Annotated in this window: 11 protein-coding genes; all 11 read right to left on the bottom strand. The window is 34.3% G+C overall.

Annotated elements, in window-relative coordinates:
- Positions 1–5: 5 nt before the first annotated feature.
- The gene (locus HM986_RS06405) at positions 6–1,400 is read right to left on the bottom strand and encodes an MFS transporter (protein WP_179334207.1); all 1,395 of its coding nucleotides are present in this window, start codon (positions 1,398–1,400) and stop codon (positions 6–8) included.
- Positions 1,401–1,410: 10 nt separating this feature from the next.
- A complete protein-coding gene (locus HM986_RS06400) occupies positions 1,411–2,124 on the bottom strand; it encodes a FadR/GntR family transcriptional regulator (RefSeq protein ID WP_179334206.1) in 714 nt (237 codons plus the stop codon).
- 321 nt (positions 2,125–2,445) lie between these two features.
- Entirely contained in the window at positions 2,446–3,870 is a 1,425-nt protein-coding gene (locus tag HM986_RS06395; protein ID WP_179334205.1) for a RagB/SusD family nutrient uptake outer membrane protein, read from the bottom strand.
- A gap of 10 nt (positions 3,871–3,880) precedes the next feature.
- A complete protein-coding gene (locus HM986_RS06390; protein WP_179334204.1) occupies positions 3,881–7,063 on the bottom strand; it encodes a SusC/RagA family TonB-linked outer membrane protein in 3,183 nt (1,060 codons plus the stop codon).
- A gap of 299 nt (positions 7,064–7,362) precedes the next feature.
- Positions 7,363–7,734 carry a cupin domain-containing protein gene (locus HM986_RS06385; protein ID WP_179334203.1) on the bottom strand — a complete coding sequence of 124 codons (372 nt, stop codon included), beginning with the start codon at positions 7,732–7,734 and terminating at the stop codon, positions 7,363–7,365.
- Between the two features lie 10 nt (positions 7,735–7,744).
- Positions 7,745–10,036 (bottom strand): alginate lyase family protein, encoded by a 2,292-nt coding sequence (locus tag HM986_RS06380; protein WP_246288457.1) that lies wholly within the window; start codon positions 10,034–10,036, stop codon positions 7,745–7,747.
- Positions 10,037–10,178: 142 nt separating this feature from the next.
- A complete protein-coding gene (locus HM986_RS06375; protein WP_179334202.1) occupies positions 10,179–10,946 on the bottom strand; it encodes an SDR family NAD(P)-dependent oxidoreductase in 768 nt (255 codons plus the stop codon).
- Between the two features lie 17 nt (positions 10,947–10,963).
- Positions 10,964–12,061 carry a polysaccharide lyase family 7 protein gene (locus HM986_RS06370; RefSeq protein ID WP_179334201.1) on the bottom strand — a complete coding sequence of 366 codons (1,098 nt, stop codon included), beginning with the start codon at positions 12,059–12,061 and terminating at the stop codon, positions 10,964–10,966.
- A gap of 41 nt (positions 12,062–12,102) precedes the next feature.
- On the bottom strand, positions 12,103–13,377 hold the full coding sequence (locus HM986_RS06365; protein WP_179334200.1) for an Nramp family divalent metal transporter: 1,275 nt from the start codon (positions 13,375–13,377) through the stop codon (positions 12,103–12,105).
- Between the two features lie 33 nt (positions 13,378–13,410).
- On the bottom strand, positions 13,411–15,315 hold the full coding sequence (gene gndA, locus HM986_RS06360) for an NADP-dependent phosphogluconate dehydrogenase (protein ID WP_218841399.1): 1,905 nt from the start codon (positions 15,313–15,315) through the stop codon (positions 13,411–13,413).
- A gap of 25 nt (positions 15,316–15,340) precedes the next feature.
- Entirely contained in the window at positions 15,341–16,399 is a 1,059-nt protein-coding gene (locus tag HM986_RS06355; protein WP_179334199.1) for a polysaccharide lyase family 7 protein, read from the bottom strand.
- Positions 16,400–16,450 lie beyond the last annotated feature (51 nt).

Genomic DNA, 16,450 nt, shown 5'->3' with positions numbered 1-16,450 from the left:
TTATGTTATACTTTTTTTGTCACTGGTTTTACTTTTGGAATAAATATCCAAACACTAGCCACTGTTAATAATGCTAAAGTTGCTCCTATAATAAAAGCTGGTGTATAATTTCCTCCGCTTGTTAACCACGGTACTAAATAGGTTAATCCTGCAGCAGTAAGTTTAGCAGCCATACCAGAAAATCCTGCTAAAGAACCTACTGTTTTACCACTAAAAAGATCACTAGGAAGTGTTTGAACGTTCCCTATTGCAGTTTGAAAACCAAATAAAATTACTGCCATTAATATTACAGCTGTTGTTGCACCTGGGTTCTGCATATCTGTAACGCTCATAGTTGTAGCTCCAAGACCATTTAAAAAGTCTATGACAGCCGTTTCAATACCTAGAGGGTTAGACATTGCTAATAATGCAGGCAACATCACAAAACAACCAAGGGTTATTACCATTTTACGTGTTTTATCAACATTCCATCCTTTTTTAAGTTTATTACGAGCTAAGATACCCCCATAATAAGCACCTATCATGGCGCCCGCATAAGGAACCCAACCATATAATGCCATTGACTTCACGTCCATAGCAAAGACTTCATTTAAATAAATTGGTATCCAGAAAACAAATAACCACCAAATTGGATCTATTGCTGCCGAAGCTAATATGACACCCCAACTTTGTTTATGGCCAAGTAATTCACCCGTATTAGGATTGTATTCTTGATCCTCTACTCCATCACCATCAAAGTCTTCGTTTTTTTGTCCTGTTAAGATATATTCACGTTCTTCATCAGTAATCCAAGGGTGATCTTTTGGAGCTGCTTTAACTAAAATCCACCAAGGAATTAACCAAAGTAAACCTGCTAAACCAATAAGAATAAATATAGCCTTCCAACTAAAATATATTGACAAGGTCGCAATTAATGGAATGGATATAATACCACCGATAGCTGCGCCAGAATTAAAAATCCCTTGTGCTAGCGCACGTTCTTTAGTAGGAAACCATTCTGCGTTTCCTTTGGTTGCACCAGGCCAATTTCCTGCCTCTGAAACTCCTAATATTGCGCGGAATATCCCAAAACTTAAAATACCATTAGCAAAAGCATGTAATGCCGTAGCAACAGACCATACTCCTATTGAAAGTACAAATCCCATTCGCGTACCTACCCAATCGAAAATCTTACCAAATATTGCTTGTCCGAAAGCATAAGAAAAAACGAAAATAATGGATATTAGTGCATAAATGGCTTTTGTTTCATCAGCGGTGTGTCCTGGATATAAGTCATTAGCAATTTCTGGCCAAAGCACACTTAGCGAAGTACGATCAATGTAATTGATAATTGTAGCGATAGCTATTAAAGTAACTACCCACCATCTTAATCCTTTTATTTTTCGTCCTGCTTTTTTCATTTAAATTGATTTAAGATGATTTTTTAATATTGTAACAGTATTGATACAATACATTAAAATGGTCTTTCATTTTTTGTTTTGCCAACTTAGGATCTTGTTTCTTGATGGCATCAAAAATTGCGTTATGCTCCTCTATACCTTGTCTCGATAAACTTTTATCACAAACGTGGTATTTTTCAAAATTTGTAATTATTTCAGGAGTAATGATTAACATAAAATTATTCAACGTACTATTTCCACTAGCTTTAGCTATCGCTAAGTGAAATAATAAATCTTCTTGAACTGCGTCTTCACCTTTTAATACCTTTTTTTCATAAGCATCTAAGGCTTCCTTTATTCGTTCTAAATCTTCATCTGTTCTTCTAAGCGACGCAAGTCTAACCGTTTTTAATTCTAATAATATTCTAGTCTCAACTAAAGATTTAAAATTGGGATCCTCTAATTTTAGAATATCCTCTATCATTCCATTCATAGCAATAACACCAATATTGGCTACAAAAGTTCCACTTTGTGGAATAGACTCTAATAATCCGTAAAACTCTAATTTTTGAATTGCTCCTCTAACATTACTTCTGGTTACTTCAAACTTTTCAGATAACATTCTCTCTGAAGGTAATTTGTCACCAGGTTCGAGGTTTTTAAAATTAATAAGCTCTCCAATTTTAGAAATAATCGTTTTTTGCGTGTCGAGACTATCTATTTTTGTTGCTACTTCTAATTTCATATCTTAAACTTAAAAATTGGTTAACCAGATTTAAAGCGCTAAAGTTATATAAATAATATACAAATACTAGTTTATAAGAGACAAATATTAGTGCTTAAAGAATTCTACTTATACAACTAAACACCAGTAGAATTCAATAAGCGACTAACTCAAATATGTGTCATAATCCCTCAATTATAATTGACTTAATTAAATTTTAAAAAAAGCGTCTACGCTTCTTTAGAAAAAATAAATTCTTAAAATAATTTCTTTCTTTATAAAATCAACATGTAAGTTTTAGGTTACATAAAATGACTTTCAAAGAAAGAAATATATTACATATTAATATCCTGTATTTTGAGTAATAACACCACGAGTAGCTAATACTTCTGAAACAGGCACAGGAAACAAGTAATAATTACTGTTAACCGTTAGTCCCATCTCAGCATCTACCGTTCCTGTTCTCACTAAATCAAACCATCTATGTCCTTCAAAAGCTAACTCCAGTCTTCTTTCGTCTAAAATAGCTTGCCTTACACCTGCTTGAGTAGATACTGTTCCTGTTAAACTATTTAAGCCAGCCCTTGTTCTAATATCGTCTAATAATGGAAGTACTGTTGAAGCAGGCGCACCATTTTCATTTAATGTCTCAGCATATAATAATATAATATCTGCTAATCTTAATTCTATCCAATCGTGTTCAGCTCCTAGGCCACCTTCTTTCGGAAATTTTGAAATGGTTAAAACCTCTTCTTCTGCAACAACAATTTCTTCTTCAGTAACAGGGTCAATACCTAACACTTCATTAGTCTTAATAATAGTTCTTCTTCTTAAATCACCACCATCTGGTCGTAAAGGATCTGAAGTAGGATTTGTAATCTCTCCTGCAACAGCTTCAAAAGCAGCAATTAAATCGGGATCAACAGGAAGGTCGGCTTTTGGATCATCTCCCACATACCAGTTCCAAAAATCGGTAGCTGGTGAATATTCATCTATAATAGAACTTGAAATTTGAGTAGCGAAAATAATTTCTGAATTTTCTATCTCATTTACAGCACCAAAAATCTCATTGTAATTGGCTTTTAAACTAATTCCTGCACCGGCTGCACCGTTTACAACAGTAGCTAAATGTGGTTCTGCACTGATAAAATCACCCATAGTGACATAAACCTTACCTAATAACCCTTGAGCAGCATATTTAGAAGCTCTACCATCTACAATAGAAGCATCTAAAGCAGCTATTGCATCCATTAAGTCTGGAATAATAACATCATTATAGACATCGTTAGCAGGTACTCTTACTAAAATAGATGTATCTTGAAGACTTGGTGAAGGAGATAAATTAACTGTAGTATCTCCGAACACTTGCACCAATTTAAAATAAGATAAAGCTCTTAAAAATTTTGCTTCCCCTATGTGAATTTCATTTGTGGAGTTCTCAATAACAGAATTTGCACTTAAGATAGACTTATATAAAGCCGTATAAAAAGGGCCAAAGAATTGATCTTCCATAGCTGTTAGACCATTGTCATATTCATCGAATTCAGTATATGGAGCTTCATCCATTACAGCATTATCTGCTCTAAACTCTCCCATAACTGCCATTGGAGTAACGCTTCCTAATTGGTAATAATATGCAGCATTTAAAACACCTTCGTAATCAGTTAATGAATCGGAACTAGCGATATTAGGGGGAGATTGATCTAAATCCGTAGAACATGCTGTTATAAACAGTAACGATCCTAATAATATATATATTTTTTTCATTTTTTTTTATTTAAAAATTAACATTTAAACCTAAAGTAAAACTTCTTACAACTGGACTAGCTCCAAATTGAGCACCATATGTCGTTGGTCCTAAATAATCGCTACCAGAAGTTGCAATACCCTCTGGATTATATGATGTATAATCATCTGCCCATATATATAATAAGTTAGACGCCGCAACATAAGCTCTAACAGAACTTAAGCCAACCTTACTCGTAAGATCATTTTTTAATGTGTAACCTATCGTAATATTTCTTAAAGCAATAAAAGAAGCATCTTGAACTGTAGCGTCGGTTTGGTTTCTATTTGGCACATAAAACTGTCCGTTATGATCTGCTATACCGTCTTCATTAGCATCAAAACTATCAACTAATAACCCTCCCCATTGAGAACCGTAGTAAAGTGGATCTACATTATAAACTTCTGCTCCATGTGATCCTTGAAATTGAAGTGACATATCGAAATCTTTGTATTTCAAATTATGTGACATTCCCCAATAAAAATCTGGTGTATTTTGTCCAATTTTAACCAAATCACCACCATCAGCAACACTTCTGGTCGCATCAATAACACCATCACCGTTTTGATCTACAACGTAAGACTCTCCAGACTGACCGTTTGGATATCTTGTACCGTCTGCTAAATATTCCATTTCAACCTCTCCTGTAGTTTCTAATCCCCACATTTCGCCAATACCACCACCTACATAATTTCTAAATACGGGACCTCTACCACTTGTACCATAAATTACTTGAGGTAATTCATCTAAACCACCTAGGTTAGTAATTTCCGTATCAACTGTAGATAAGTTGGCACCCATACTCCATGAAAAATTTTCGTTATTGATTAATCTTGCACTTAATTCAAATTCCCATCCAGAACTTCTAACATCACCTACATTTAGTATTGCAGATGGGTTACCTAATACTTCAGACTGTGCTTGATTAATTAAAATATCCTCAATATCTGATGTATAATAATCCACACCTATTGTAAAGCGGTTGTTTAATACCCCAAAATCAACACCATAATTGGTCTCTGTATTTGTTTGCCAAGTTAAATCATCGTTAGCACTATTTTCTGGTATTAAGAATCCTGTTCCATAGATTGTTGCAGAGGGATCTAAAAGACTTAAAGCATCATACGATCCTAAAAACGAAGTTGTTCCTAATGACCCTGTACTAAATCTTAATTTTAATCTGCTAATTGTATTATTATTTTCTAAGAAAGATTCGTTGTGTACATTCCATCCTAAAGATACCGCTGGAAATGTTGCGTACTGCTCATTAGCCCCAAAACGAGAATCACCATCTCTACGCACAGATACCGATAGCAAAAAACGATCATCATAAGCGTAGTTAACCCTACCAAAAACACTCTCTCTTGCTCTCGTCTCTTTTCTTTCTGTTACTGTAATATCAGCAGGATCAAATAAGTTATAATTAAGAACGTTACTATCTGGAACATTTGCACCATCTAAACGAGTCCCTATCAATGTCGTAGTTTGAAATTCTACACCTGCTACTGCAGATATATCATGTTTACCAATCTCTTTTGCATAATTCAAAGTAGTTTCACTTAATACTGAAGATACTTTAAGATCTGTTTGATCCATATAAGTTTGAGATGTCCTCGCTCTAGAATCAAATCCAAGTAATCTGTGTTCATAATACTGCGTATCTCTAAGATCACCACCTAAAACAGTTTTAATATTTAAACCATCTATAATCTGATATTGTAAATAAGAACTTACATTACCGAAATATGTTTTTTCCCAACGCTCTGTGTTATCAAGCTTTGCTGCAGGACCTGCATCACCAGAACCACCAATACCATTGTTGTTTCTACCATAATGCCAATCTTGTGCTGCCATACCTGGTTCTAGTTCATAAATACTATTGGCTTCATAACCCGAACCTCTATATCCAACATCAAATGCTTCCAATCCTAAACTCTGAGCTTGAGCATCCAATGCTTGAACGAATGCAATAGATTCTGCTGTATGATAGATAGGACTATTTGGAGTAGATCTTAACAAGTCTCTCATATCATGACCTAAAATATCTCTATCAGATGAAAACCCATTAAAGCTAATTCCTGCCTTAAATTTTTCTCCTAATTTTGCATCTACATTTAAACGCGCATTCAATCTTTGAAAACCTTCAGTGATTATAACACCGGTAGCATCTTGATAACCGATTGAAGCAAAATAATTGACATCTTCTGTACCTCCGCTCATGCTAAAATCATGACTTGTAGTACTACCATTTCTAAAGAGCCAATCTTCTGGACTAATCGCTCCAGGTGAATTCTCTAAAGCACTTAATCTGTATTCTAAAAAAGCGGGATCAGTACTATTAACGGTACCTTCCCAATTCCCAGCAGCAATTTCTGATCTTGCGAATGAACCCCATTCATTAGCAGATTTAAGAATATTATCGCGGTACTTACTAGAAACACTAGTGTAAGCGTTATAACTAAAAGTCGCTTTACCTGATTTCCCTTTTTTGGTAGTAACCAAAATAACACCATTTGCACCTCTAGAACCATAAATAGCCGCAGATGCAGCATCTTTTAACACCTCTAAACTTTCAATATCATTTGGATTTACAGTTTCTAAACCTCCTGAAATTGGATATCCATCAACAACAATTAGTGGGTTAGATGCACTTGAAATAGATGAAGCTGCTCTAATTTGAATTTTTGGGGCAGCACCAGGTGATCCATCTTGGTTCTGAATTAAAACACCAGATAACTTACCTGCTAATGCTTCGTCTACACGAGCAACCTGAACAGCTGCAACATCCTTACCTCCAACACTTGATACTGATCCTGTAAGGTGTGATTTTTTACGTGTACCGTACCCAACAACAACAACCTCTTCTAATGCACTAGTATCTTCAACTAATTGTACATTAATTGTTGTTTGAGAATCGATAGTTATGCTTTGAGTAACATATCCTACATAAGAGAATTTTACAATATCCCCCTTTTTAACTTGTAATTGATAAATACCGTCAAAATCTGTTGTCGCTCCTGTAGTCGTTTCTGCGATGATAATATTAGCGCCAGGAATAGGCATATTATCAGCAGCTGAAGTTACTACACCTGATATAGTGTAGCTATCTTGAGCAAAAATCATTACACTAAAGAGAAGCGCAACGATTGTAGTAAGTTTAACTTTTAAATTCATAATTCATTGTTTAGATTAAATTTGTTAGTTATTGATTAGCCACTTTAAAATAGGCATGGTTTAACACAATTAAATTTAGAGCTTTTCTCGTGCTATTTGTTTGGTAAACCAAATTGGTTTACCAAATTGGTTTACCAAATATATACAAATATTTGTTAATTATAACGTTTTCGTAATTTTTATATGTTAAAATAGCAAATGATTGAGGTAAAATAGCAAACAATGTAGTAGTGACTGTGTATTTTACCTCTTAAAATAGTTCTTAACAGTTAACCTGAGCAACTGTGTATTTTTTAAGACTATTTGTCTCCAAAATAAGATACTGCACCTCCACTTAAGAAATCCTCCCTTACCGGACTAAATGTATCAATTAACATCCCTTCTTCTAAACAAACGGCACTATGTAATAAGTTAGGCTCAATATATACACCATCTCCCGCTTCAACAATTTTCTTTTCACCATCAATTTCAAATTCAAATTTACCTGAAACACAGTAAGTCGCTTGGGTATGAAAATGTTGATGCGGTGATCCTAAGGCTCCTTTTTCAAATTTAACTTGTACCATCATAATTTGATTATCATAACCTAAGAATTTTCTAGATACTCCTCCTCCAAGCTCTTCCCATTCCATATCTTTTGTGATGACATACTTTTCACTAAATCGTTTCATAATTTTTATTTTATTTGTTTTCTATTAATACAAAAGAGCCTTCCCAAGTAAACTCTTTTTGATCTATTACTAATTTATGTATTGTACTTTGTGATGCATCTCTATTTGCTGTAATAAATAGTTTGGTAGTATCCTTTACACTTGTAATTGCTATTACTGTATAATCGTCTGTATCCATGAGTATATTTAACGCTTTAATACTACTATTTGAATTTAACGCAGATTCCGTAACCGGACTATAACTGCCATGAGCCTCAATAGTTGATGCAAACGTTGTGTTCTTACTATTTTTTCTTCTTAACAGTATTGCGGGTTCACGTCTTAAGTTGAACTCAGGATCATTCGCCCCAATTCTAGTGAATAACAATTCGTCTTCAATACGTGTTACAGAGGTTAAAGTATAGAATTTATTATTATTCAACCAAGACAGTTTAGAGTTTTCGTTATTTGCTTTAGCTATCCCTTCCACAAATAAATGCTGATAACCGTTTTCAGTACCTAAAGGCTTTAAGGTTTTTGGTGTTTTGTATTCAAAATTTGTTTGTATTACTTGTCCTAGAAAGTAGTATGGAAAATCATATTGATTTGCTTTATTTGAAATAATCTTCATAATATCTAGCATATATGGTTTTTCAAAATCTGCGTCTTTAATGATTGCCATAGTTCGAAGCATACTTGTTCCGGGATAGGCATTATCTTCAATAGCACTGACGACTTGAACATTTTTATTTTCAGAAGAAAAATAATGTAAATCAGAATGGTGCAAACTTCCTATATCATATTTACCTGTAAAATGAGATGTTTCATTTTGAGTTACAGTATTATGAGCTATAGTTTGCTTTGCCCAAGTCTTATTTTCTTTTAAATAATTACCACCTCCTTTTTGTTCAATATTTACGAAGCGTGCTAAACCATAATCTTGAATAATTTCTTCTCCATTTTCATATAAAGAAAAGGACAATTTATCATAATGTCCGTGGCTAGATCCTTGTGCTGCATATTTAAAGGCAAGTTCTAAATTTTCGGTCCTTAATATACTCACCCCACCCTGTGTGCCATTTGGTCCATCAGACAAATTAATTGATCTTTTATTGAATGGCTTTTGAATTCCATTTTTGATTCCAAGAGCAACAGCCAGACCTGAGTCGTCTAATAAAACACGATCTTGCTCTTTTGCAATTGATAATAATTCGGGGTTTTGTACTCCAAAATGATACGAAATATCTACTGCAGTTACTAACGCGCTAGTATAATAAGACATCCCTTTTTGACCATCGTTAAGCGGAAAGAAATCTCCATCGGCATCCGATAGGTTCAATAATGCATTTATGGATTTTAAAAGAACACCATCTTTATAATTAAAAATACTTAAATCTGGTTTTACATTGTGCAGTCCCTCCGCAAAAATTAAAAACGGATACATAGCGTAACGTTGGTAATAAGGCCCTTCATTATAATAGCCATCGGGAGAAAAAGGTTCTTCTATGTTGGCCAAAAATCCAGCTTTCCCGTCTTTATTAATATATCCACCGTCATCGTCTTTAGCATTTCTGTCTAAATCAGCTCCAGGAATACCATATAAAGCACGTTGAATCAACTCGTCGTCGTCCATTACCAAACCAATCATACCAACAGCAGCATTACCCCATGTACTATGGTTATGCACTCTGTTGTAAAATTGTGGATTTTCGATTGAAATAAAATCTGCAAATGGTCTAAATAGATTGGTTTCTAATTTGGAACGCTCTGCTGCTGTTAAGTAATTATAGATGCAATCGTAAGCTTGACTTACATATACTAACCAATTAGAATCATTTAAACATTGCCAGAACAATTTACCTCTTGCATAAGATCTTGTTTTTGGATGCACAGGAAGTGTTTTATAAATTTCTTCATATTGCATCAACATGTCTTTTACATATTTAGCATATTTATCATCATCTAGAATTTGATATAAAACACCTGCTTTTTGCAAAACTACCCAGTTCTGTTTATGTCTTACGTGTGTGTAACCGCCTGAATAATCTTTTGGGATTGGCACTTCTATTCCTGCTGCTATTTCGGCGTCAACTTCGTCTTTGACTTTCGTTAAAGTTTTATCAAAAATTGGAATACTTCCTAATTCTGCCCTAATATCTTTAACCCCTTGAGCAGTTAAAATAAGTTTGGGATGCACTAAGTTTGAAGATGTTTTATGGTTATTTTTTATGTTCGCTGTGTTTTCAATTTGATATGAAAACACAGTGAACATATTTGCGACTAAAGCAAATATTAAAATTTTACTTTGAAGTAGTTTTTCCATTTGTTTTTAATCAATAATTGGTTAACCAGATTGGTTTACCAATATACATGATTTTTACATTTATCCAAAAAAAAGTATGGATATTTAACACAAAACTATTCAGAATTGATATCAGATATCAACAGTAGATATCATTGAGCACTTACATATTGTAAACACCTCCATTAATATCTAATGTAGCACCAGTTATAAATCCGTCGTATTCTGATGCCAAATAGAGAACCGCTCTTGCCACATCATCTGCATTTCCTGCACGCTGAATAGGTATGCCCGCCGTTGTGGCAGCAGCAGATTCCTTTGTTGTATGTGTATTGTGAAATGAGGTACCAAGAATAAGTCCTGGTGAAACCGCGTTCACTCGAGTGCCTTGACCTCCCAATTCTGTGGAGAGCGCTCTGGTAAATGTTAGAATTGCTCCTTTACTTGTAGAATAGACTAGAGATCCTGGATGTCCACCTTTACGACCAGCTAAAGATGCCAAGTTTACAATGCTGCTATTGCTATTTTCTGCTAAATATGGTGCCGCTGCGCGGGTAACTAACATCATAGAAGTTAAATTAATGTCCATTACTTTATGCCAAAACTCAGTCTCCATTTCATTTAGCATTTTACGTGCAACCAAAGAGCCTGCATTATTAATTAAGATATCTAAACCACCCAACACCGCTATAGATTCTACTATTAACGCGTTTGCGTCGGATTCTTTTGTTAAATCCCCTTTAACAGCAACAGCTTTTAGTCCTTTTTTGGTTGCATACTCTACCAACTCATTGGCGGTATCCGCACTAGAAAAATAGTGTATAACAACATTTGCACCACTATCTATAAAATGTCTAGTAATCGATTCGCCAATACCTTGAGCACCAGCAGTTATTAAAACATTTTTACCTGTTAATTTATTATTTATCATAATAATCTTTAATTAATTTAATCGTTTTTAGAAAAATAATCTTCATTAGATACAGCAGCGTCACTTACAGAAATACTTCCTGATTTAAACCAAACCTCTGCATAGTTTCCGTCTGCATATTGTTTTTCAATATCACCATTATGTGTTTCAGCACCAGAGCACCAATTTTTATTTACATCTGGTGATTTTCCATTGGTTTGATTGTAAGCACCTAGCTTAAAAAAACAACCTTCACCCGTATATGCACTTTTGCGCTCCACTCCATCTTGTCCAAGAGGTACAAATAATTGTTGTGTTTGTTCCGGGATATCCGCAGTTGTTGTGTACTCTGAATCTATTAAATTTTTTGTAAAAATTTTGGTTTCATGACCTTCGCTCTTAAAATTTAAGGTCATAATTCCATCTTTCACCTCAACTTCATAACTAAACTCCTCACCTAAAGCGATACCATCTTTAGGTTCTTCAGGATACGTATTTTCTTCAGTCCCTACAACAGAGAAATCGCTACCCCAAACTGCAGAAGAATAATCCCATCTCCCTGAATTATCGTCGCCTGCTGTATTGATTTCATAGTGCCAAAAAACTGATCCTTTCGTATGACCAGGGAATTTTTTATAAAATATCTTTAGCGGTTCGTTTTCATGTTTGTCTGCACTATGAATTTGACCTACCACCACAGCATGTGAAGCGGCTACACGGGCATCCCCAGTTGCCGAAACATTCATTACTTTAAGTGTCGCAGTTAATTTATCATCAGCAGTTTTAGGATACCATTTTTTTATTTGAGCTAATTCTGTTCTTGTATTGTTAGATGTTCCATGCGTATCGCCGCCATTTGGTGACTTAAATACAACCCAATTCTCATTACCCTCTTTTACAGTATAAAAGAAATCCTTGTTTTCAAAATTATTGGCAATACCTACATTAGAACCATCACCTAAAATTAATTTCCAATCATCAAAAAATGGGATGACGTCACTAGCATATACAGTTTCTGCTACGGTTTCTTTACTTGGTTCTTTTACTTCTTTTGCTTCGTTTTTACAGCTTTGCACTGCTAAAAATAAACAAACGACTAAAAACTTTGCTACGGATGAGTTGATTTTTTTATTCATTATTTTATATTTAGTTTCTATTTTTTAATTTCAATTAGTAATTAGAAATAATCTAAAAGTGCTAAAATACCATTGTATGAAATTACTAGTGAGAAGAACAAAGCCGCATACATTCCGATATAAACACCTAAGCTCGTTTTATAATCTTTCATCACTTTTTTACTGCTTAACATCAGAATAATTCCGAGTATTACTATTGGCAATACAAAAACATTAAATACTTGTGATAAAATTTGAACTTCAATAGGATTTGCCCCAAATGCAGGACCAATTAAGGCGACCAAACATGCAATAGCTGTTATAATTCTAAACTGACGCGAATTGGTATCTAATTCTCCCGATTGATAATCTGCTATTAGTAATGGTGCAATTAACAAACAAGGAAATATAGAAGATAAACCTGCACTTAACGCTCCAAAAAAGAAAATAGAAACTGCCCATTTTCCTGCAACAGGCTCTAATGTGTTTGCCATATCTAAAACCTGAGTCACCTCCTTACCTTGATAAAATAAAGCTCCCGCTGCAACTGCCATAATTACTCCACTAATAATAAATATTAAAATAGCTGCAGTAATAGAATCCTTTTTCTGTTGGTCTAAATTTTTAATAGTCCAACCTTTTCCCTTCACGAATAATGGTCGAGACAAAAAAGTTGCTGAAGCCATAGTTGTCCCAACAAAAGCAGCTACTAACATTTTACCTCCAGGAACATCTGGTATTGTTGGAATTAAACCTTTAACGACATCAATAGAAAGCGGTTGCACAAAACATAATGACAGTAGAAAAGACAACCCCATTAGCGTCACAAAAATGACCAGTATCTTTTCGAAAAAAGTATACTTCCCAACTAACATTAATAGATAAAAAGTAACTATAATCACAATAGCAATTAGTAATACAGCTTCATGTTTAAACGCACTTAATCCATCAAAATTAATTGCTAATATTTCAAAAATAATATTAGATGAAATACCTAAGATTCCCATTAGCGAATTCCATTGTCCGAATGTAATGCCAATGATAATTGCTATAGCCAATACCTTTCCAAATTTGAAATGTTTTTTGAAACCATAAAGCGCTGTTTCGCCTGTAATTAATGCATAATTGCCATATGCAAACATTAAAATTCCTGAAAAAACACAACTAATTAAAAGCACCCATAGCAATTGCATATTAAACTTACTACCTGCAACAATCATAGCTGTTACACTACCTGTACCTATAGTGTAACCGATTGCAAAAATACCAGGACCAAACCCCAAAATGATAGCAATGATTTGTTTTAGAAATGATTTATTTGGTGTTTTTGCTTCCATAGTATTAGTTGTTAGTTAGTAGGTTGTTAGTTTCTAAATCCAATTAGTATGAAAACTCTTTCCGGAATTATCATCTAATCTTTGGTAAGTATGTGCTCCAAAATAATCGCGTTGGGCCTGAATAATATTTGCAGAAGCGTATAAGGTGGTGATGCCATTAAAAAACTGAAGCGCCTCACTTAGGGCTGGTATGGCTAAATCATTAATTACACATTCTGAAACCACTTTTTTAGTCGCTTGTTTGTTATGTTTAACGACTTTTATTAAATCGGAATTGGTTAATATGTTAGAGGTGCTTTTAAAAACATCTACTAAATCTGTCATTAACGTAGATCTAATAATGCATCCGTTTGTCCAGATTCTAGCAATTTCACTTAGATTTAAATTCCATGAGAATTTATCAGAAGCCTCCGCTATAAGTTTAAAACCTTGATAGTGATTAATAATTCTAGCAAATTGATACGCCTCTAAAATCTCCGTTGTAGTAAGATTTAATTCCGAAGCATCTACTTTATCAAAATTGTCACTTAGTTCGATTCGCTCATCCTTATAAAAAGATATATATCTAGAAAATAAAGCCGAAGAAATTAAAGTACTTGGGACACCAAGTTCTGCTGAAGCAATTGTTGCCCAATTTCCTGTGCCTTTATTACCAGCTTTGTCTAAAATTTTATTCACTAACCAATCGTTACCGTCTTTTTTCCTGAAAATAACAGTTGTTATCTCAAGTAAATAGCTATTGGCCGCATCTTTCCAACTCTCTAAGGTATTAGCTATATCATTTGGATCTTGACCTAAAGCTTGTAAAATGGTAGCTACCTCAGCCAATAATTGCATTTCTACATACTCTACACCATTGTGCACCATTTTTATAAAATGACCACTTCCTTCTGGACCAACATAAGTACAGCACGGTAAGTTATTCTGATCTTTAGCCGCAATTTTCTCAAGAAAGGGTTGCACATTTTTATATGCTTCTGGGTCCCCACTTGGCATAATAGATGGCCCTTTTAACGCTCCTTCTTCACCACCAGAAACTCCAGTGCCTATAAAATGAATACCCTTAGTTTTTAAATAATTACAACGTTCCTTTGTTTTAACATAATTAGAATTTCCACCATCTATAATAATATCGTTACCTGATAAATGTGGTAATAAATCTTCAATGACATAATCTATCGTTTTTCCTGCATTGACCATTAGCATAATCTTTCTAGGTGTCTGCAAGGAGTTTACAAAAGCTGATATTTCATCATAGGCTTCAGCTTTGGATAACTCTGAATATTGCGCTTTAAAGTCTTTGGCAACATTTTCCTCCACACCAGTAACGTGCCTGTTAAACATGGAAATTTTAAATCCATTATTAGCTAAATTTCGACATAGGCTTTTTCCCATGACACCTAAACCAAATAATCCAAATTCTGATTTATCCATTAAATTTTCCTTTAAAGTTTTTATAATATCTTCTGGCGTTAAACTAATATCTATTTTAATGGCGTCTTTAGGTTCTTCTAAAGTATCAAACTGTGACTGCAATAATTCTGAAGGCATAAAGTGATTAGGTCTTTTATTCACTCTATTGTAAATTTGATTAAAAGTGCCATTTAAAAAGACCCATTTAGTTGCGGATTCAATACCCAAACTCAGTGTGTTTCTATACGTTTCTTTTAACGCAGAACAAACAATTACACAACTACTTTTAGCCAATTGCGTTTTAGCTAATTCATTTAACGTTTCTAACCACCCCTGCCTATCAGCATCCGTTAAAGGCTGCCCACTAGACATCTTTATTATGTTAACTTTTGGGTGAAAATCGTCACCGTCAAAAAAAGGAATCTCTAATTCCTCCGCTAATAGTTTTCCTATTGTGCTTTTCCCACAACCTGAAACTCCTATTACGAAGATTACTTTATTTATACTATCTCTAATATTTTTCAAAGAAAAAAGGCTTTTTTAGATTTGTTTAATTGTTAGGATCAGTTCCTTCCCCCACTGTAGCTTCTTTAAACCAAACTTCCGTATAACTTCCGTTTGCATATTGCTTTGCAATGTCGCCACCATATGTTTCTGATCCTGTACTCCAAACCATATTGTCTTCAGGATTCTTCCCATTTGTTTGATTATAAGCACCTTGTTTAAAGTAATTTATTTCTCCTGCATAGGCATTTTCTCGCTCAACTCCATCGCGACCAATAGAAGCATATAATGACCATATTTGATCTGGAATAGCTTCTTTTGTAGTGAATTCTGATTCTAGCAAACTCTTGGTAAACGTCTTAGTGTCGTGATCATCACTGGTAAACGTAAGGTACATGATACCTTGATAAACATTTATCTCATAGCTGAACTCCTCACCTAAGGCAATACCGTCTTCTGGTTCTAATGGGTATTCATCCGCACTTGCTCCTACAACAGACATATCATCACCCCAAACCGCTGTAGATAAATCCCATCTACCCGAATTATCGTCACCTGCCGTATTTATTTCATAATTCCAAAAAACAGAGCCTTTTGTGTGACCAGGAAATTTTTTGTAAAAGATCTTTATTGGTTCGTTTTCATGACCTTCATCACTATGAATTTGACCAACAACTACTGAGTATGATGCCGCAACTCTTGCATCACCCGAAGTAGAAACATGTTGCACTTTTAATGTTCCTGTTAATTTACCTCCAACTTCTGGAATCCAATGTTTTGTTTGCCCTAATTCTGTTCTTGTATTGCTCGATGTTCTTGAAGTGATACCTGAATTTGGTGTTTTATAAACTACCCAATCCACATCATTCTCATTTTCTACATAGAAAAAATCTTTTTTCTCATAATTAACTAAGTCACTAACACTTGTTCCATCACCTAAAAGAATTTTCCACTCTCCCATAAATGGAATAATATCACTTGGGTATTTTATGGTGGACTCCTTCTCCGTAGTGACTTCAATTATAGTTTCAGAATTTGTATCAACGTTGTTTTTGCAAGCAACAAGTGCTAAAAATGACATTAATGTGAGTGCTAATTTTTTCATGATGTAAATTTTATGTTGACATATAAGTATTGACAATGCTGCTTTCGCTAG

Source organism: Winogradskyella costae (genome assembly GCF_013403865.1).
Classification (GTDB): Bacteria; Bacteroidota; Bacteroidia; order Flavobacteriales; family Flavobacteriaceae; genus Winogradskyella; species Winogradskyella costae.
This window is presented reverse-complemented; position numbering and strand designations above follow the sequence as displayed.